This window comes from Staphylococcus sp. HMSC068G11 (assembly GCF_001815825.1).
Lineage (GTDB): Bacteria > Bacillota > Bacilli > Staphylococcales > Staphylococcaceae > Staphylococcus > Staphylococcus epidermidis.
Genome location: NZ_KV822075.1, coordinates 50367 through 69495, shown reverse-complemented (window position 1 = coordinate 69495; position 19129 = coordinate 50367). Strand labels below are relative to the sequence as shown.

Sequence of the window (19129 nt, the reverse complement as noted above, 5' to 3'; positions counted from 1 at the left end):
ATTGTTATATAAATTCTCATTTGAAAAATAGGAGTGAGACAGTTCGTTTTAAATGAACTAAGTCTCACTCCTATTTTTATTTAAACATAGACATAAATAATTGATATATATGTTCCTGACTAAATTGTTTCAAAGTATCTTTACTATTTTCAATGATGTGATCTAACTCATTATAATGTTGGGTTGTTAAATCTATACGTTTTGCAAGTTCAGACACATTTTCATAATTTACTAAATAACCATTATTTCCGTTGTTAATGATTGAATCTGGCCCTACATTGCCTTCAAAACTTATTACTATATTATCTTGCACCATTGCCTCTAAAATAATCATTCCGAAACCTTCATTGCGTGAAGGTACAACAACGATTTTACTTTGTGCAAGTTTATTATTTAATTCTTGCGTTGGCTCATAGATTTTAATCAAATCATTTAAATGATATTGATTAATAAAGTCAACAAGTAATGTTTTCTTACTACCAGAACCATAGATGTGAACGTCATAATTCAATTGACGCAAGTCTTCTTGTATTAAACGAATACTCTCTAATAATAAATCATACCCTTTTTCATATTCTAAACGTCCGGCGCTAATAATACGATTTTTCTTTGGAGCAGCAATTCTTTTTTCAGTAACCATATTAGGTATAACATATACAGGAGTTTTAAGTTGTGATTGATATTTTTGCTGATCTGAGACTGTTAACGTTGTAATCTTATTGATATTACGGTACGCAGCAATAATTTCCTTTTGATACTGATCAGGGTGAGCATCAAAATTCATATGTTCCATTGCGATGGTCACTATTTCAGCTTTAGCATATTTAGAAATGAGAATATTAAAGCTAGCTCTTGTTCCAACGAGTACATCAGTTTTAATATGCTTGATTGCTTTAATCATTTTTTTCTCTACATAACTCGAAAACTGACTTTTACCTGGCTCAAATTGAGAAATCACTTTTGTATTTAAAAAGGGGGTATATTTTTTGATACGATTTGCCGTAATAGCTCTAGTATTTTTAAGCTTTAAGCGATAATCCACTAAGACTTTAACTTTTATTGCGGAATGTAATTCAAAATATGGAGAGTCTGCGCCTCTAAAAACTGAAATAATTGTTACAGGATGTCCTTTTTCTGCCAGTGTATTTGCAAGTTGTGTCACCGACTTTACCGTTCCGCCCATTGCATAAATATTATGCATAAAAAATGTGAACGACTTCATTGCGTTAAACACCTCATTGTTTTCTATGATATTTAAGTTATTATAACATTAGTTCGTATATATGGGGTAACATGTAAACAATTGTAATTTGAATTATGTAATGAAGCTATTCTCATAATGTTGACTTTTATTCTTTTGTGTAACACAATTTATATATATAATTAAATTAGTTTAATTAATGGTTATGATAAGGAAGAAATGAGCACTTCCTTAAAAGACGCTTAGATTTTTTTGCAATAAAGAGAAAGCGCTTTAATTTTATTAAAGACATCGACATCTATGAGTGTCAATCGTTCCATTTATTTATTAAAAAAGGGGGACTGTGTTTGTTATGAATACTCAACATAGCAAAACAGATGTCATCTTAATAGGTGGCGGAATTATGAGCGCAACATTAGGAACTTTACTAAAAGAATTAACACCAGAAAAAGATATACTATTGTTCGAAAGATTGAGTCAACCTGGAGAAGAAAGTTCAAATGTTTGGAATAATGCTGGAACAGGTCATTCTGCATTGTGTGAATTGAACTATACGAAAGAAGGTCAAGATGGTTCAGTAGATATTACTAAAGCAATTCACATCAATGAGCAATTTCAATTATCTAAACAGTTTTGGGCATATTTAATACGTGAAGGTCATATTGAAAGTCCAGATAAATTTATTCAATCAGTGCCACATATGAGCTTTGTCAAAGGGGAAGAAAATGTTAAATTTTTAAAAAGTCGAGTGGCGAGTTTGCAGAAAAATGTATTATTTGAAAAAATGAAAATATCTCAAGATCCAGAAAAAATTAATTCATGGGTTCCTTTAATGATGGAAGGACGCAAATCAGATGAAGCAATTGCCATCACGTATGACGAGACAGGTACAGATGTTAACTTTGGTGCTTTGACTAAAAAGTTAATAGCTAATTTACAACAAAAAAATGTTGGCATTAATTATAAACATGAAGTTTTAGATATAAAAAAATTAAATAATGGTAACTGGCAAGTTGTGGTTAAAGATTTAAATACATCAAATGTAATGAATTATGAATCTAAGTTCGTCTTTATCGGAGCTGGTGGTGCAAGTTTACCTTTATTACAAAAAACAAAGATTAAGGAATCTAAACACATTGGTGGTTTCCCGGTAAGTGGCTTATTCTTACGATGTAAAAATCCAGATGTCATACATAGACATCATGCAAAAGTCTACGGTAAAGCCGAGGTAGGTGCACCTCCAATGTCAGTTCCACATTTAGATACACGATTTGTTAACGGTGAAAAATCATTACTATTTGGACCTTTTGCAGGGTTTTCGCCGAAATTTTTGAAAAACGGTTCATATTTAGATCTAGTTAAATCTGTAAAACCCAATAATATGATCACAATGTTAAGTGCTGGCGTAAAAGAATTTAATTTGACGAAGTATTTAGTTTCTCAATTAATGCTTTCAAATGAAGAACGGATCAATGATTTGCGTGTATTCTTACCAGAAGCGAAAGATGAAGATTGGGAAGTAATTACTGCAGGTCAACGTGTTCAAGTAATTAAAGATACAGATAAGTCTAAAGGTCAATTACAATTTGGTACGGAAGTGATAACATCAGAAGATGGTTCACTTGCAGCATTATTAGGTGCTTCACCTGGTGCTTCGACTGCTGTTGATATCATGTTTGATGTCTTGCAACGTTGTTACAAATCAGAGTTTAAGTCATGGGAACCAAAAATTAAAGAAATGGTCCCATCATTTGGTTTAAAATTGTCAGATCATGAAGATATATATCATTCAATAAACGAAGAAGTAAAAAAATACTTGAATGTAAAGTAGTATTTAAAAAAAACACCATTAAATGATTAAAAATAAGTTATCATTTAATGGTGGTTTTATATATGGCGTATAGTTTAAAGAATACATACTAAATAAATAGTTTTACAATAAATTGTGTTTTATCATCTGAAGTGAGCGTAATGTTACCATGATGAAGATGAATAATTGATTGGGTAATGGCAAGACCTAGACCATTACTACTAGATTCGTCACTCAATTTATAAAAACGATCGAAGATATGTTTCGCATCTTCTTCTGCAATCGATCCATCATTTTCAATATTAAATATAATCAAGTGATTTGTACTAGTTAGAGTGATATTAATCATGCTATTTTGAGGAGCATATTTCATTGCATTAATGATGAGGTTATTGAAAGCTTGATGTAATAGTCTTTCATTTCCTCGGAAATACAAATCTTCTAATTCAGTAAACAAAACTAAATCTTTTTCATCAGTTCGAAATTGTTCATGTCTAATAATATCCTTTATTAAAGTATTTAAATGGACATTATCGTTAAAAGTAAGGTGGGAAGCATTATCTAATTCAGATAAAAGTAGCAATTCCTTAGTTAGTTCACTTACTTGAATAGTGATTTCAAACATTTCATTGATATATAGTTGTTTCTCTTCTTCATTTTGCGTCAATTCAAGTTGTGTAAGCAATCGTTGTAAATGTGTAAGCGGTGTTTTAATTTCATGAGATACATTTTGGACAAAATGTTGTCTCATTTGATCTACTTGTCCTAAATTTTGACGCATTGTATTGAAACGTGATTGCAGCGTTCCAATTTCATCATGACGTGTTTGTTTGATAGGCGTACTGAAATCACCTTTCATAATTCGAGTTGTTGCATTTTTTAATGCGGTCACTGGTTTAATAATAGAATATGTTGATGCAATGACTAGTGAAATTGAAATAATAAGTAAAAGTGTTATCAATACAGCTAAGAAAATTCTAAATTCGCTAAAAGTTTCCCCGATATCTGGACGCATAAAAACTGCTAATGCCCCATCATCTGTTTTAAATTGAATACCTACTGTATTATCCGTTTCATTATCGAAGAACCCTGTTACAAAAAATGCATAAGGTTTATTTTTAATACCGTGATAATCTTCACCGTTGAGCACTTTTTTGATTGCAGACTGACTTATAGTATTTTTACGAAAAGTTTCCCCATAAAAATGTTTGGTTCCATGTTCGTTGACAGTCATAATTTGATAATTCATTTGACCTAAATGTTTCAAATACGTATCTAAAGGTTTAGGTTTTTGTGTTCTTTCATATTCACGAGCTTCTTTAAGTGTGCGCATAATTTTTGCATCATTAGAAGCTTTCAAATGAAAGTGATAATAAATATTCGTAAAAAGAAAACTCATTAATGCACTAAACAAAATGACTGTAATTGCATATATAGCAATTCTCGAATATAATGTTTTAAACATTTTGGTCCACCCTATATCCTTGACCTCTTACAGTTTGAATAGATACTGATGATTTCAATTTAGATAAACGTTGACGTAATCTTTTAATATGAACATCAACAGTACGATCATCTCCTTCATAATCGAAGCCCCAAATTTTTTCAATAATATCATCTCGAGTGAAAATATGTTTAGGATTAGAGGCTAATAAAAATAACAACTGAAATTCTTTGTTTGGAAGATTCATCGTTTTTGAACCCACGGTAATTTCCATATAAGACTGATTTAATATTAAGTTGCCAAGTTGTAACTCGTTATCAGCATTAATTTGATATCGTCTTAAGACAGCTTTAATTCTAAATAATAATTCTTTAACCTCAAAAGGTTTAGTGACATAATCGTCAGTGCCACTTAGAAATGCACGTTCTTTATCACTTAATGCATCTCTAGCTGTCAACATTATGACAGGAATATGATAATCATCTTTCAAAGTCTGACAAAGCTCAAAACCATCCATTCCACTCATCATAATATCTACTATCGCAATATCAACATTTTTATTTTCAAGAAAATCTAGTGATGCTTCTCCACTTGTGAAAGTATGTGTTTGAATACTTTCTCTTTCTAAATGACTTGAAACATATTGCAATAACTTTTCATCATCGTCTACGATTAAGCAATTAATCATATGTTTACGCTCCTATACTTTTTAATAATTATACTACGATAAAGAAAATTATGAACAAAATCATACTTGTTCATATTGAGTTCATATTTTCTTCTTAAACTTAACATATAAAGAAACGGGAGAGGATATCAATGAATCTAGCTTGGAAAGAGATTAAATTTTATAAGTTCAGATTTATATTAATCATGTTCATTATTTTTCTAATGGCGATTATGGTTTTATTTATCAGTGGACTTGCTCAAGGCCTAGCACGAGAAAATATATCAATATTTGATCAAATTAAAGGTAATCAATTTGTTGTTCAAAAAATGAAAGAACCACAATTAGAAAAATCTATTCTATCACAAAGTAAACAAGACAATATTTCAAAAATTATTGATGAAAAACCTTTTAAAATGGCAGATAAAACTTTCAAAATCAATGGAAACGAAGAAAACGTGATGGCTATAAATAGCGTGAAAAATCATCAGCCAAATTTGAAATCTGGTCATTATCCTAAAAATGAAAATCAGATAGCAATAAATGAAAAACTAACTGCAGAAGGTCTTTATTTAGACGATAAAGTTAAAGTCAAAGGTGACGATACAACTTATAAAGTTGTAGGTATATTAAAAAACACGATGTATTCTCATAGTAACATTGTTATGATGGACCAATCTAAAATAGAACAAAGTAGTAATGTCGCAACATTTTATGTTACGAACCAATTATCTAAATCGGATAAAAATAAAATAAATCACATCAAAGGCGTTCAAACAGCTACTACAGACGATATAACAAGTAATATCGCAAGTTATAAAGCAGAGCAAACACCATTGAATATGATGATTATCAGTTTATACGTTATTACGGCAATTGTGTTAAGCGCATTCTTTTATGTAATGACAATACAAAAAACATCTGAAATTGGTATTTTAAAAGCAATTGGTATAACTACAAAGCATTTATTGACATCATTGATTTTACAAATTTCAATGATTACGTTTATAGGTGTAGCTATAGCAGAAGTAGTTATTTTGCTAATAAGTAAAATATTGCCAGTTTCAATGCCATTCCATATTGACATGCACAATATTATCATTGTTCTTGTCGTATTTATGATAGTTGGATTAATCGGTACATCATTATCATTTATTAAGTTAATTAAAATTGATCCTATTGAAGCTATTGGAGGTGGCCAATAATGGGTCTAGTTGTTAAAGACATAAGTAAAACATTTGGTGAAAAAAGCTCAAAAACAGAAGTGTTAAAAGATATTAATTTTGAAGTGAAAGATGGAGAATTCATCATTTTAAATGGCGCTTCAGGTTCAGGAAAAACAACGTTATTGACTATTTTAGGTGGTTTGCTATCTCAAACATCAGGTGATGTAGTATACGAAGGGAAATCCTTATTTGAACGACACACTAATAAAGCGCATTTAAGACTAAATGATATTGGTTTTATCTTCCAAGACTCTCATTTAGTTCCATACTTAAAAGTTTTAGACCAACTTACATTAGTAGGTAAAGAAGCTGGAATGTCTAGCAAAGAAGCCCAAGCAAGAGCTAAAGAATTATTAACAAAAATTGGATTAGAAGAGCAACTAAATAGCTACCCACATATGCTTTCAGGTGGACAACAACAACGTGTAGCGATTATGAGAGCACTTATGAATCATCCGAAAATTGTTTTAGCAGATGAACCAACAGCAAGTCTTGATGCTAGTCGTGCTCAAGAGGTTGTTGAAATGATCAGAAAACAAATAAAAGATAATCAAATGATAGGTATCATGATTACTCATGATGAAAGCTTGTTCAAATACGCTGATCGTATTATAGAATTGTACGATGGTAAGATAAAAAACAGTTAAAAGGGGAAGTAGGATAGAATAGATAGAATAAATAATACTTCACTCTAGAACCCCAACTTGCCTTGTCCGAGGAATTTCGTACTGAAATTCTTTGTGTTGGGTCCCCACCCCCAACTGTGGAATTGTTGTATATCTTACTATAAATTAAAGAAGCTTGCGACATGTTTGTGTCGCAAGCTTCTTTAAATATATTCAATTTTGCTAAGAGGGATTTATATGGCTTGTAGTATTGCAAGCCAAAACAACATAGCGAAATAAATAGTAAGTATTGTTTTATATTGATACATTAAACCCAAAAAGTCTATAATCATAGATTGTGCCAAAAAGTGGTATGGTGTACGACTTCCAATGCCATCGAAAGAAAGATGAGCTTTTTTAGCAAATTTAAGCGCTCTTAAAACATGAAATTGACTTGTTACACACAACATCTGACTTGAAGTAGGCATCATCGAATGAATGATAGATTTAGAGTATAAGAAATTGGTTCGTGTATTCGTGGATTGATTCTCCATAAATATATGATTTTCCGGAACGTTGTGAGCTATAAGGTATCTTTTCATCGCAAGTGCTTCTGAAATTGGTTCGTCAGGACCTTGGCCACCACTTACAATGATGATAGGTTTAGTCCGTTGTGAATGATAAACGGATAAAGCTTTATCAAGTCTTGCAGCAAGAAGCGTAGTCACTTCTTCAGAGAAAATTCCAGCTCCAAGCACCATAATTAACTTTACGTGTTTATAATATTGATGATTTTCAAAAGCTGTAGACCAAGATAGGTATCCAATAAATGAATAAATTGTACTAAATGCAATGGTAACGGCCCATAAAGCTAAGCTATTAATGATAATTAGGGGAATAGTACTTATATATAAACAACTCACAGCAAATAGCCCCATAGTATAAAAATGGTGACTAAGTTGTAAAATAAAAAAACGACCTGTTTGCAACTTGAAAATATAACGATATTTAATCAATAACAGTATCATTGCTACAATTACAATGATAAACATTTCATATGGTATTGATACAGTTACCATATGATAAGTCATCATAACAAAACCAATGATGGTATATAAGATAAAACTAAATAAATTAAGAGTAAACGATTGTTTCGTATATAATGAAACAATAAGTAATAATTTGATTAGAAAACATAAAAAAAGTAACATTGTTTTGATACCTCAGTAGTTATATTACTTATAAATTTAGCTTATGAAATTATAATTAGCAATGTTTATGAATATGGCAACTTTAATACATATTTATAGTTTAAATTTTAAGGTATTATTGCTATGATTTAAAAGGATTAAACATAATTTTTTTATATAAATCGTTTAGATTAATTAGGAGATAAAAATGGTAAGAAGAATAGAAGATCACATCTCATTTTTAGAAAAATTTATTAATGATGTTAATACATTAACAGCAAAGTTACTTAAAGACTTGCAAACTGAGTATGGCATATCAGCTGAGCAATCTCATGTGTTAAATATGCTAAGTATAGAGGCGTTAACTGTGGGGCAAATTACAGAGAAACAAAGTGTTAATAAAGCTGCTGTTAGTCGAAGAGTCAAAAAATTGCTCAATGCTGAATTAGTTAAATTAGAAAAACCACATTCCAATACTGACCAACGTCTTAAAATAATTAAATTATCTAATAAAGGAAAGAAATATATTAAAGAGAGAAAAGCGATTATGAGCCATATTGCTAGTGATATGACGAGTGACTTTGACAGTAAGGAAATTGAAAAAGTTAGACAGGTTTTAGAAATTATCGACTATCGTATACAATCTTATACTTCTAAACTTTGATAGAATCAGTGAAAGAGCCTATACAGTTAGAGACGAATAGGAATATAATAATATGAGTGGGGAAATAAGAAAATGAGACTAAATCTGTATGTTTTTGACTAGCGTTTATTTATATAATTTAGATAAGTCTGTAACTTTCTTTTAATGGAATTACAATGAAAACTACATGTAATGGAAATTGTATTTTATCATTGCTAAATGTAAAATATATCGAGTAGGTAATGTGCTTATGAAATGTAAATATAATCATAATGTAGTGAGATGAGTAGAGGTGATAAAATGAGTCAATGCCCAAATTGTGGTCATCAAGTGAAAGATGATACATCGCAATGTCCAAACTGTGGGCAACTATTAACTAAGAAGAAAAAAAGAAAGATTAAAGACCAATCATCTCAATCGAGTAATGAGAATTCTACCAATATACGTCTTCGTAAAATTGTTCCGATAGGTATTAGTGTATTTATCTTAATACTTATTATCGTGTTATTTTTCCTTTTAAGAAATTATAATTCGCCTAATGCACAAGCTAAGATATTAGTTAATGCAGTAGATAATAATGATGCACAAAAAGTTGCTACATTATTGAGTACTAAAAATAAAAAAGTAGACGATGTTGAAGCGCAACAATATATTAATTATGTAAAAAAAGAAGTAGGTATCAAGAAGTATATTCGAGATATCAATAATACTGTAGATAAATTGAATAAAAGTAATTCAAGCGTGGCATCTTATATACAAACGAAAAGTGGACAAGATGTACTTAAGATAAGTAAAAATGGTACAAAGTATTTAATTTTTGATAATATGAGTTTCACAGCTCCGACTAAAAAGCCAATTATTAAACCTAAAGTAGAAACTAAATATGAATTTAGAACAAGTAGTAAAAAGAAAACTGTCATTGCTGAAGCAAATAAAAATACACCTTTGGGTGAATTTATTCCTGGTACATATCATTTACCAGCTAAGAAAATTACAGAAAACGGTACATTTAATGGGCATTTAAATTTTGACTTTAGAGAAAGCCATTCTGAAACCGTAGATGTAGCTGAAGATTACGATCAAGCATTTATCAATATCAAATTTAAGGGTGCGAGTAAATTAAGTGATAAATCAGAAAAAGTTCAAATCAATGATCGTACATTCACTTACTCTCATTCTAAAGAATTTGGTCCTTATCCAAAAACAAAAGATATAACGATTTCTGCAACTGGTAAGGCAAAAGGTAAGACGTTTAGTTCTGAGACGAAAACAATTAGTGCAGACGATTTGAAAGATAATACGAAAGTTACATTGGAATTTGATAGTGATAAAATAAATAGCTATGTTGAGAAGAAAGAAAAAGAAGAAAATAGTTTGAAAAATAAATTAACTGAATTTTTTACTGGTTATGCAACGGCTATGAATTCAGCATTTAATATGAATGATTTTAACTTTATATCGAGTTATTTTAAAAAGAATTCGTCTATATACACATCAATGAAAAGTAATTTCCAAAATCGAACGAACGTGACTATGATATCTCCACAAGTGTTAAGTGTTCATCGAAGCGGACATACAGTAAGAACAACTATTCAACATATTGATTATATTGGGAATTATATAAATAAAGACTATGAATTAGAAATAGATAATGATGATAGTAATATGCAGTTGGTTAAAGAATTATAAAAACAAAATGGATTTTATCAAACATTCAAAATATTTTTGTTAAAGGGGGAGGAAGCTTGAAAAGGGTGTATCAGTCAGAAAATCAATCATTTCTTTTTATTGTTATATTAGGTTCATTAACAGCATTTGGACCATTGGCTATTGATATGTTTTTACCTGGACTACCTAATATTAGTCATGATTTTGATATTTCTGCATCTACAACTCAGCTTACTATCTCCTTTTTCATGATTGGATTGGCGTTAGGAAATTTTTTGGCTGGACCCATATCTGATATTACTGGCAGAAAAAAACCATTAATTTTCTCACTGATTATTTTTACTATTGCAAGTTTAGGTATTATATTCGTCACAAATATATGGATTATGATTATTTTACGATTTATTCAAGGATTAACTGGTGGTGCAGGTGCAGTCATCTCAAGAGCCATTGCTAGTGATATGTACTCAGGGAATGCGCTAACTAAATTTTTATCATTATTAATGCTCGTCAATGGTATTGCACCAATTATCGCACCTGCGCTTGGCGGTATCATTTTAAATTATGGGCCATGGCGAATTGTATTTGTAATACTAACAATGTTTGGGATTGTCATGTTAATAGGGACTTTATTTAAAGTTCCTGAGTCGCTTGAAAAGAGCCTAAGAGTAAATAGTAACATAGGTACAATGCTAATCAATTTCAAAGAACTTTTTAAAACACCCCGCTTTGTATTACCCATGTTGATACAAGGGGTGTCATTTGTATTGCTATTTACTTATATTTCTGCATCGCCTTTTATAGTTCAAACAATTTATGGTTTAACGCCATTAAACTTCAGTATTATGTTTGCTTTTATAGGCGTTACACTCATTATTTCAAGCCAATTAACCGGAAAACTTGTTGACTATATAGATAGATTACTGTTGCTAAGAATCATGTCTACTATACAAGTTATTGGTGTTATAATCGTATCACTAACGTTACTCAACCATTGGACTTTTTGGATACTTTCTTGTGGCTTTGTGGTTTTAGTGGCACCAGTTACAGGGATTGCAACGTTAGGATTTTCGATAGCAATGGATGAGAGTAAAGGGGCCAAAGGTAGTTCTTCAAGTTTGTTGGGATTGTTCCAAACTTTACTTGGTGGCATCATCTCTCCACTTGTTGGTATTAAGGGAGAGAGTAATGCGATACCTTATATAATCGTTATCGTTATTACAGCAATAATTCTTATGATTTTACAGTTGATTAATGTGAAGATATTTAAAAAAGCTAAAATTCATTGATAAAATTGAGTGATTTTTCAATGAGTTTTAGCTTTTTTATCGTTGTAATTTAATTGTATTTGCGAAAAGAACTTGAGCAACCTCTTGAGGAGATTCGAGGCATCCATTACGTAACCAATCGATAAATACACCTGCTTGACCACCAACTGAATAAATGATAAACATACGTTTATTATTTATTGAGGTTTCATATCTATCCATGACTTTTTCATAACATGTTTTAGTGGCGTTAATGTAATCTAATGCAATATCTTTATTAGGATATGTTACAAGCGTTGCTCTGTAGAACGCTTCTTTACGTTTAATATATTTGGCTATCAATAAGAAAAATTTATATAATTTTTTTTGATCTGTTTTGATATGATGAAAATCGTTATAGAAGGATTGTAGTAATGACATATATTTGTTTAAATGATAATTTTGAATCTTATCTAGTAATTGATATTTATCTTGAAAATGATCATAAAAAGTAGAGCGATTCACGCCACTATAAGCACATATCATTTTAATGGTTATTTCATCAAAAGGATAGTATTCTAAAAGTTCGATTAAACTTTTTATTATTTTATATTTCGCACGTTGTTTCATATATTCACCTAAATCAAAAAGAAAATTTAAATAAATAAACTCTAAACCAACACAATTATTAAAAATGTTGGTGTATTTTTTATTTACACATCTCTATAATAGATAAAGTGAATTTTAAAAGCAAATAGGAGGGTATATTCATGAAAAAAATGATATTAATCAATGTGATTACTATCATTGTCCTAGTTGTTATTGGTGTGTTAGGCTTTTGGTTCTGGCATAACACAACAAGTTATGTGACAACTGACAATGCAAAAGTTGATGGAGATCAAATAAAAATCTCAAGTCCTGCATCTGGACAAATTAAATCTCTTAATGTTAAGCAAGGAGACAAACTTGATAAAGATGATAAAGTAGCAGAAGTTTTAGCACAAGGCCAAGATGGGCAATCAAAAGATATGAACATCAAAATGCCACAAAAAGGTACGATTGTTAAAACAGATGGTATCGAAGGTTCTATGACTCAAGCAGGGAACCCAATTGCATATGCATATAATTTAGATGATCTATATATAACAGCTAATGTAGATGAAAAAGATATTTCTGACGTGGAAAAAGGCAACGATGTTGATGTAGATATCGACGGTCAAAAAGCATCAATCAAAGGTAAGGTTGAAGAAGTAGGCCAAGCGACTGCAGCTAGCTTTTCATTGATGCCTTCATCAAATAGCGACGGTAACTATACGAAAGTTTCTCAGGTAGTACCCGTAAAAATCTCTTTAGATTCTAATCCATCTAAAAATGTTGTCCCAGGTATGAACGCTGAAGTTAAAATTCATAAAAATTAAGGGGGTCATTTTATGACAGCGACCTTCATTATTATATATATTGTAGTAGCGCTCATACTCATTGGTCTTATTAATTTCTTTTTAATTAAGCGTAAAAGAAAAAATAAAGACAGAAGAGTGGAACAACGTTCGACAATAGATTCTAAGAGAGAAAGCAATCAATCTAAATTTAAAGCAAGCGATTTAGAACAAACAACTAAGTCAAATACTGATTCAACGCAATCAAATGATATTGAAGATGAAAAACGAAAAAATCACTTTGACTCAGAAATAGATAATGCATCTCAATCTATCAATACAGAAAGTAAAGAGGATAGAAACGCATTAAGTCATAAGAACCAAGAGGAAGATGACGCATCAAACGATGTGTTGAACCCTATCGATCCAAATTCTACTGAAGGTAGAGTGAATGAGAGAATTAAAAATCAAGAGTCTAACTTTATTTTTGGTAAAGGTATAACAAGAGGTAAAATTTTAGCGGCAATGTTATTTGGTATGTTTATCGCGATTCTAAACCAAACTCTATTAAATGTGGCATTGCCTAAAATAAATACAGAGTTTAATATTTCTGCCTCAACTGGTCAATGGTTAATGACTGGTTTTATGTTAGTGAACGGTATATTAATACCTATTAGTGCCTTTTTATTTAATAAATATTCTTATAGAAAATTGTTTATTATAGGTTTAGCACTATTTACGTTAGGTTCCTTAGTTTGTGCAATCTCATTTAATTTCCCAATTATGATGAGTGGACGTATATTACAAGCCATAGGCGCAGGTATATTGATGCCGTTAGGTTCTAACGTTATTGTTACCATTTTCCCACCTGAAAAACGCGGTGTGGCAATGGGGACAATGGGCATTGCAATGATATTAGCACCTGCAATCGGTCCAACACTTTCAGGTTATATTGTGCAAAATTATCATTGGAATGTGATGTTTTACGGCATGTTCTTTATAGGTATTATTGCTATCGTAATTGGTCTATTTTGGTTTAAGTTGTATCAAAGTACGACAAATCCGAAAGCAGATATCCCTGGAATTATTTATAGTACGATTGGATTTGGTTCTTTATTATATGGTTTCTCAGAAGCCGGTAATAAAGGATGGGGATCAACCGAGATTGTAACAATGTTTATTGTTGGTACGGTTTTCATTATCTTCTTTATTTTAAGAGAACTAAGAATGAAAGCGCCAATGTTGAACTTGGAAGTATTAAAATATCCAACTTATACACTTACAACTATTATCAATATGATTGTGATGATGAGTTTATACGGAGGAATGATTTTACTTCCATTATATTTACAAAATCTTAGAGGTTTTTCAGCATTAGACTCTGGATTATTACTATTGCCAGGTGCATTAGTCATGGGAGCATTAGGTCCGGTGGCAGGTAAATTGTTAGATACAATCGGTATTAAACCATTAGCAATATTTGGTATTGGCATTATGACGTATGCGACATGGGAATTAAGTAAATTAAACATGGATACAACATATCTTCATATTATGTGGATATATATTGTGCGTTCATTTGGTATGGCGTTTATAATGATGCCTATTATGACAGCAGGTATGAATGCTTTACCACCACGCTTAATTTCTCATGGTAATGCGTTTGTTAATACAATGAGACAATTAGCTGGTTCAATTGGTACAGCTATTTTGGTTACGGTTATGACGACACAACAAACAAATCATCTTTCTGCTTTTAGTGAAGAGTTAGATAAAACGAATCCCGTCATTCAAGACCATATGCGTGAACTTGCCCAACAGTATGGTGGTGAGTCAGCAGCAATGAAAGTATTACTCGAACATGTCAATAAACTTGCATCTGTAGAAGGTGTAAATGATGCATTTATTGTTGCTACAATTATTAGTGCGATTGCACTGATATTAAGCTTGTTCTTACAGGGCAAGAAAAAGGCTCAATTATCAGCTGAAAAAGCAAATGCTGAAGATTATCCTTCGCAACAAGATAAATAATTAAGAGATGTAAATAACCACCTACGACGTTAAGAGCGTCTAGGTGGTTATTTTTATAAAAAAACAAATTCTATATTATTTCAATAGAATTTGTCTTTTTCACTTATCCAGAAACTTTATGTCCCGGAATCATAAACAAAAGAGATGATTCTCGTATTAAAAGAACATTAAAATCATCTTTATTTAATACGTGGTAAACGATTACGGAAAAACAAACTTACAATCAATAACGCAATACTACATCCAATGAGTATCAGTGCATTGTGAATCGCATCTGCTTCAGTTAATACTTGTTCTGGTGATACTGTTAAATAATATTGTTTTAGAGATTCGGAAATTTTCTGAGCAATTGTATGTATGATATAACTGAAATACAATGTAATGACTAGCATAATAGCTAAAAGTAATATATTGACTACTTTAAGTGCTGTGCGATTAAAAATAATTGTAATTACGGTTACAAACAAACTAATAAGACATAGGACAAAGAAAATATTAAATATAATGATGAGATTATCGACAGACTGTTGTAATTGATCAATATTACCTAAATTTAAATTGCCGATTTGCGTAACGGTATCTTGAAAATTTCTTAATTGATGAAAATTTATAGTTTCATTTACAAATGAAATTTTAAATATAGGTTGTTTAAGCATGCTATAGCCAGTAATAGCAGTTAATACTAAAACGAAAACTTGAATAATGAGACTTACCCATGAACGTTTCTTTTTACCATATCTTTTTCCACGATGGATCTCTTGATGTTCAAATTGAGAGTTGAATTGTCTTTGGTTTTGTAATGTTTTAGACATTTAAATGCCTCCTTTATATGCAAATTTACTAAGTTTATCTTTTTGATTTTATGTCTGTTATAATTGGGTTTAATCTAGTATCCTTAGTATTGATTAAAAAATGTTTCTTTAAAATGACATACTTATCATTATATCTTTTTTTTGCAAAGGTATATAGATATTTAAACAAATTATTTCTTAAATTTAAAATTTTAATAGAGGTAGGTAGATTGATTAATGAAAAATAGAATGATGAATCGCGTGGTTAATAAATACATTCTTCACAATAGATCGATACTTTTTAGTAGTCATGATGAAGTTAAAAAATTTTTAGAAAAGAGAAGTATCGAAAATAGTAAAAAACATCAGCAACCTGCGACACTTAATGTAAAGTCAAATTTAGATAAACTTACTCTTAATGATATGCAAGTGTTTAGATTTAATTTTAGACATGAGAAGAATCAAAAGATACTCTATCTGCATGGTGGATATAATACTTTGCAACCTTCTCCATTTCATTGGAGACTTTTGGATAAACTAACTTTAAATACATTGCATGAGGTCGTTTTACCTATCTATCCCAAGTCACCGGATTATCACTACTTAGAAACGTTCAAAGCGATTCGTGACGTTTATAATCAATTAGTTGAAGAAGTTGGTGCGGACAACATTGTTATGATGGGGGATGGTTCTGGTGGGGGACTAGCATTAAGTTTTGTTCAATCACTTATCAATGATAATCAAGAAGTGCCTAGAAAGTTATTTTTACTTTCACCACTTTTAGATGCCACTTTAACTAATCCTAATATTACGCAAACGTTGGAAGAAAATGATATCTTAGTTAGTCGATTTGGTGTTCATCAACTCATGAAATCTTGGGCAAATGATTTACCTTTATCAGACGCGCGTATATCACCATTGTATGGTACTCTAAAAGGGTTGCCACCTATATATATGTATGGAGGTGGCAGAGAAATATTAAGCCCAGACATGCATGCATTTACTCATGCTCTAGAGGAATGTGGGAACGATGTTGAGTTTAAAGAGTATCCTAAAATGGTGCATGATTTTCCTATCTATCCCATACGCCAATCCCACAAGGTGTTAAAACACATCACTAAATCAATTTTAGAGTAGGAATTGAATAGATTGCTAACTGAATTTTAAAAGTGATATGAATGTTGTTCTAAAAGGAAGGATGAAGTCAATTACCAATGCTATGCTTATCAACTAGTGATGAATGAGATAATCATTTTGTTTAAACAATAGTATTTATTAAAGGAAAGTTTGTATTTTGCTGATGATATCATATTTGCCTTTATTTACATAGTAAGTTGATAGAAATGATTCGAAGTCCTTTGACTGATTTATTTGGTGAATAATATCTTCTTGTAAAGAGAATTGTTTACTTTGAATTTGTTTTTGATAGTCATGACAGTGATCTAGTAAGACATTCTCATGGCTAGTGTCGATGAGTAATAAAAGGTAATCAATTGCTTCTTTTTGGCCTAGAATATAGCTCATTTTCATAGCACGCTTCATCAATTGAGGTGCTGGGCCGTTCATAAACAAATATTGTTGTTCATTTAATTCTGACAATTCGTATTTTACAGTGTCTTTTAAATTCATGAGCTCTATTACTAATTTTTCTCTTATAGACATTATTATTCTCCTTTATATGGTATTCCAATTGAGTGGCCTAATTGTGGTGGCCATTCAATTTTTTCTTGCTTATGAGCATAATCTTGTATAGCATTCAGATAATGTTTTGGAAATGGTGCAACACGACGTTGTGTCCTATCTATTCCTAACATCATAACCTCATTGGTTGCAACAACTTCTTGATTATCAATTAACATTCTCAGAAAGAAATGAGTTCGTTTGTCATCGTAATTATAAAGGAATAACTCTATATTGAATTCTTGACCAAGTGTTAATTCATGTAAAAAAGTAGTATGTGTTTCAACAGTAAAAACTGTATACTGTAGACGGTCTCTCTCTGGTAATGATAAACCATGAACCTCATTGAATTTATTAATGACTTCGCTAAAAATAATATTATAATATGCGTCATGCATATGATTATTATCATCTATAGCATCTTCTGTCACAGTTCGGGTTACGGTAAATGTCTTGTTCATTTATTTAACCTCCTTAGTTATAACACTATACTAACCGAAAAGAGCACATACATGTAACATAATTCATGATAAAATGTAATTTATAAAGTATGAGGGGGTAAGAAAGATGACGGTGACCGTTAGATTTCAATCTTTATCGCAACCTCTTACATTAGTTTCAAATGTGAAAGAGATTCCTAAAGATGCAACGATTATATGGTATGATTTTGAAAATGCCACTGATGAAGAAAATGAATATTTAAAAAATCATTTTGATTTCAATTACTTAGAAATAGATGATGCTATCAATGGTGACCCACGAGTTAAATATAAAGAATATAACGCGTATCAATATATGATATTTCATAGTATTATTAATGATGATTACTCACCAATCTCACTAAGTGTATTTTTAGAAGGTAATGTTTTAGTGACATACCATCACAAACATTTCCCATCATTAAAGCGTGTAGCTCAATACAATACAGAAAATCATGATAGTGAATTAGATTGTGCAGATATCGTCATTCATATTCTGGATTGTATGGTGGATAAATATTTTAACTTTGTTTATGGTATTGAAGATAAAGTGTATAATTTTGAAGCTAAGCATGTCGATGACCGCTATAGTAAGAGCGTTATGGAAAATGTTTTTCAATTACGTTCGGATTTAATTAAAATTAAACGCGTATTATTTCCGATGCAAGAAGTTGTAGATACAATGAAACAAGAAGGAAATATAATTAAAGATGCCAAACATAGAATGTATATTCAACATATTGATGATCATCTTATTAAACAAAGAAGTGTTATTCGGACTTCTCAAGAAATGACGAATGAGATTCGTGAAAATTATGAATCATTCACGTCATTTAGGATGAACAGTATAATGCAGATACTTACGCTTGTATCTGTTATATTCTCACCACTCACTTTTATTGCTGGTGTATATGGAATGAACTTTGAATTTATGCCTGAGTTGAAATGGCATTATGCTTATTTCGTGTGCTTAACTCTAATGCTAATTATAACAATAATATTAATCATATTCTTTAAAAAGAAAAAATGGTTTTAAAACTATATATATATAAATAATTTAACAAAGGTAGG

Annotated in this window: 18 protein-coding genes; 10 read left to right on the top strand and 8 right to left on the bottom strand. The window is 30.7% G+C overall.

The annotated features are described in order from the left end of the window. Nucleotides 1–76: 76 nt before the first annotated feature. Nucleotides 77–1222, bottom strand: a complete 1146-nt coding sequence (locus HMPREF3058_RS05335; RefSeq protein ID WP_002499314.1) for a glycosyltransferase family 4 protein — start codon at nt 1220–1222, stop codon at nt 77–79. A 331-nt stretch (nt 1223–1553) separates the two neighbouring features. On the opposite strand from HMPREF3058_RS05335, the gene mqo reads away from it, so the two are divergent. Beyond that, nucleotides 1554–3032, top strand: a complete 1479-nt coding sequence (gene mqo / locus HMPREF3058_RS05330) for a malate dehydrogenase (quinone) (RefSeq protein WP_002491123.1) — start codon at nt 1554–1556, stop codon at nt 3030–3032. Between the two features lie 88 nt (nt 3033–3120). Here the strand turns inward: mqo and HMPREF3058_RS05325 are convergent, their stop codons facing one another. Together HMPREF3058_RS05325 and HMPREF3058_RS05320 are read right to left on the bottom strand one after the other, a co-directional pair. Further along, nucleotides 3121–4476: a HAMP domain-containing sensor histidine kinase gene (locus HMPREF3058_RS05325; protein WP_002502165.1), complete on the bottom strand. Its 1356-nt coding sequence runs from the start codon at nt 4474–4476 to the stop codon at nt 3121–3123. Continuing rightward, the gene (locus HMPREF3058_RS05320; RefSeq protein ID WP_002447223.1) at nt 4469–5143 is read right to left on the bottom strand and encodes a response regulator transcription factor; all 675 of its coding nucleotides are present in this window, start codon (nt 5141–5143) and stop codon (nt 4469–4471) included. Before HMPREF3058_RS05320 ends, HMPREF3058_RS05325 begins: the two co-directional genes overlap by 8 nt. Nucleotides 5144–5274: 131 nt before the next feature. Between HMPREF3058_RS05320 and HMPREF3058_RS05315 the strand changes: the two genes are divergently transcribed. Together HMPREF3058_RS05315 and HMPREF3058_RS05310 are read left to right on the top strand one after the other, a co-directional pair. Further along, on the top strand, nt 5275–6327 hold the full coding sequence (locus tag HMPREF3058_RS05315; RefSeq protein ID WP_002491094.1) for an ABC transporter permease: 1053 nt from the start codon (nt 5275–5277) through the stop codon (nt 6325–6327). Continuing rightward, the gene (locus HMPREF3058_RS05310) at nt 6327–6995 is read left to right on the top strand and encodes an ABC transporter ATP-binding protein (RefSeq protein ID WP_002491013.1); all 669 of its coding nucleotides are present in this window, start codon (nt 6327–6329) and stop codon (nt 6993–6995) included. The genes HMPREF3058_RS05315 and HMPREF3058_RS05310 overlap by 1 nt, the downstream gene beginning before the upstream one ends. A gap of 212 nt (nt 6996–7207) precedes the next feature. Here HMPREF3058_RS05310 and HMPREF3058_RS05305 read toward each other — a convergent pair whose 3' ends face one another. Further along, nucleotides 7208–8164, bottom strand: coding sequence for a YdcF family protein (locus HMPREF3058_RS05305; RefSeq protein ID WP_002502164.1), 957 nt, complete (start codon nt 8162–8164; stop codon nt 7208–7210). A 187-nt stretch (nt 8165–8351) separates the two neighbouring features. Between HMPREF3058_RS05305 and HMPREF3058_RS05300 the strand changes: the two genes are divergently transcribed. From HMPREF3058_RS05300 to HMPREF3058_RS05290, 3 genes are all read left to right on the top strand, one after another. Then, complete coding sequence (locus HMPREF3058_RS05300; RefSeq protein ID WP_070731186.1) at nt 8352–8807, top strand: MarR family transcriptional regulator TcaR; 456 nt, start codon at nt 8352–8354, stop codon at nt 8805–8807. Between the two features lie 279 nt (nt 8808–9086). Continuing rightward, the gene (locus HMPREF3058_RS05295) at nt 9087–10475 is read left to right on the top strand and encodes a glycopeptide resistance protein TcaA (RefSeq protein ID WP_002491081.1); all 1389 of its coding nucleotides are present in this window, start codon (nt 9087–9089) and stop codon (nt 10473–10475) included. A 56-nt stretch (nt 10476–10531) separates the two neighbouring features. After that, nucleotides 10532–11743, top strand: a complete 1212-nt coding sequence (locus HMPREF3058_RS05290; protein ID WP_032604292.1) for a putative multidrug effflux MFS transporter TcaB — start codon at nt 10532–10534, stop codon at nt 11741–11743. Nucleotides 11744–11779: 36 nt separating this feature from the next. Here HMPREF3058_RS05290 and HMPREF3058_RS05285 read toward each other — a convergent pair whose 3' ends face one another. Beyond that, the gene (locus tag HMPREF3058_RS05285; RefSeq protein ID WP_002491090.1) at nt 11780–12331 is read right to left on the bottom strand and encodes a TetR/AcrR family transcriptional regulator; all 552 of its coding nucleotides are present in this window, start codon (nt 12329–12331) and stop codon (nt 11780–11782) included. Between the two features lie 140 nt (nt 12332–12471). On the opposite strand from HMPREF3058_RS05285, the gene HMPREF3058_RS05280 reads away from it, so the two are divergent. Together HMPREF3058_RS05280 and HMPREF3058_RS05275 are read left to right on the top strand one after the other, a co-directional pair. Next, a complete protein-coding gene (locus tag HMPREF3058_RS05280; protein ID WP_002491062.1) occupies nt 12472–13119 on the top strand; it encodes an HlyD family secretion protein in 648 nt (215 codons plus the stop codon). Between the two features lie 12 nt (nt 13120–13131). Continuing rightward, nucleotides 13132–15108: a DHA2 family efflux MFS transporter permease subunit gene (locus HMPREF3058_RS05275; RefSeq protein ID WP_002491048.1), complete on the top strand. Its 1977-nt coding sequence runs from the start codon at nt 13132–13134 to the stop codon at nt 15106–15108. Between the two features lie 179 nt (nt 15109–15287). On the opposite strand, the gene HMPREF3058_RS05270 is transcribed toward HMPREF3058_RS05275, so the two are convergent. Further along, on the bottom strand, nt 15288–15920 hold the full coding sequence (locus HMPREF3058_RS05270; RefSeq protein ID WP_002491021.1) for a hypothetical protein: 633 nt from the start codon (nt 15918–15920) through the stop codon (nt 15288–15290). A 216-nt stretch (nt 15921–16136) separates the two neighbouring features. Here HMPREF3058_RS05270 and HMPREF3058_RS05265 point away from each other — a divergent pair, with 216 nt between their 5' ends. Continuing rightward, entirely contained in the window at nt 16137–17036 is a 900-nt protein-coding gene (locus tag HMPREF3058_RS05265; RefSeq protein ID WP_002487584.1) for an alpha/beta hydrolase, read from the top strand. A gap of 138 nt (nt 17037–17174) precedes the next feature. Here HMPREF3058_RS05265 and HMPREF3058_RS05260 read toward each other — a convergent pair whose 3' ends face one another. Together HMPREF3058_RS05260 and HMPREF3058_RS05255 are read right to left on the bottom strand one after the other, a co-directional pair. Beyond that, the gene (locus tag HMPREF3058_RS05260; protein WP_002491122.1) at nt 17175–17561 is read right to left on the bottom strand and encodes a hypothetical protein; all 387 of its coding nucleotides are present in this window, start codon (nt 17559–17561) and stop codon (nt 17175–17177) included. A 2-nt stretch (nt 17562–17563) separates the two neighbouring features. After that, entirely contained in the window at nt 17564–18040 is a 477-nt protein-coding gene (locus tag HMPREF3058_RS05255; protein ID WP_002487582.1) for a thioesterase family protein, read from the bottom strand. Nucleotides 18041–18146: 106 nt separating this feature from the next. On the opposite strand from HMPREF3058_RS05255, the gene corA reads away from it, so the two are divergent. After that, nucleotides 18147–19094, top strand: a complete 948-nt coding sequence (gene corA / locus HMPREF3058_RS05250; RefSeq protein ID WP_002491097.1) for a magnesium/cobalt transporter CorA — start codon at nt 18147–18149, stop codon at nt 19092–19094. Nucleotides 19095–19129: the final 35 nt, after the last annotated feature.

Coding starts and splice junctions, on each gene's coding strand:
- HMPREF3058_RS05310 (WP_002491013.1), top strand. CDS start 6,327: ATGGGTCTAGTTGTTAAAGACATAAGTAAAACATTTGGTGAAAAAAGC.
- corA (WP_002491097.1), top strand. CDS start 18,147: ATGACGGTGACCGTTAGATTTCAATCTTTATCGCAACCTCTTACATTA.
- HMPREF3058_RS05315 (WP_002491094.1), top strand. CDS start 5,275: ATGAATCTAGCTTGGAAAGAGATTAAATTTTATAAGTTCAGATTTATA.
- HMPREF3058_RS05325 (WP_002502165.1), bottom strand. CDS start 4,476: ATGTTTAAAACATTATATTCGAGAATTGCTATATATGCAATTACAGTC.
- HMPREF3058_RS05255 (WP_002487582.1), bottom strand. CDS start 18,040: ATGAACAAGACATTTACCGTAACCCGAACTGTGACAGAAGATGCTATA.
- HMPREF3058_RS05270 (WP_002491021.1), bottom strand. CDS start 15,920: ATGTCTAAAACATTACAAAACCAAAGACAATTCAACTCTCAATTTGAA.
- HMPREF3058_RS05275 (WP_002491048.1), top strand. CDS start 13,132: ATGACAGCGACCTTCATTATTATATATATTGTAGTAGCGCTCATACTC.
- HMPREF3058_RS05295 (WP_002491081.1), top strand. CDS start 9,087: ATGAGTCAATGCCCAAATTGTGGTCATCAAGTGAAAGATGATACATCG.
- HMPREF3058_RS05320 (WP_002447223.1), bottom strand. CDS start 5,143: ATGATTAATTGCTTAATCGTAGACGATGATGAAAAGTTATTGCAATAT.
- HMPREF3058_RS05285 (WP_002491090.1), bottom strand. CDS start 12,331: ATGAAACAACGTGCGAAATATAAAATAATAAAAAGTTTAATCGAACTT.
- HMPREF3058_RS05280 (WP_002491062.1), top strand. CDS start 12,472: ATGAAAAAAATGATATTAATCAATGTGATTACTATCATTGTCCTAGTT.
- mqo (WP_002491123.1), top strand. CDS start 1,554: ATGAATACTCAACATAGCAAAACAGATGTCATCTTAATAGGTGGCGGA.
- HMPREF3058_RS05260 (WP_002491122.1), bottom strand. CDS start 17,561: ATGTCTATAAGAGAAAAATTAGTAATAGAGCTCATGAATTTAAAAGAC.
- HMPREF3058_RS05300 (WP_070731186.1), top strand. CDS start 8,352: ATGGTAAGAAGAATAGAAGATCACATCTCATTTTTAGAAAAATTTATT.
- HMPREF3058_RS05305 (WP_002502164.1), bottom strand. CDS start 8,164: ATGTTACTTTTTTTATGTTTTCTAATCAAATTATTACTTATTGTTTCA.
- HMPREF3058_RS05265 (WP_002487584.1), top strand. CDS start 16,137: ATGAAAAATAGAATGATGAATCGCGTGGTTAATAAATACATTCTTCAC.
- HMPREF3058_RS05335 (WP_002499314.1), bottom strand. CDS start 1,222: ATGAAGTCGTTCACATTTTTTATGCATAATATTTATGCAATGGGCGGA.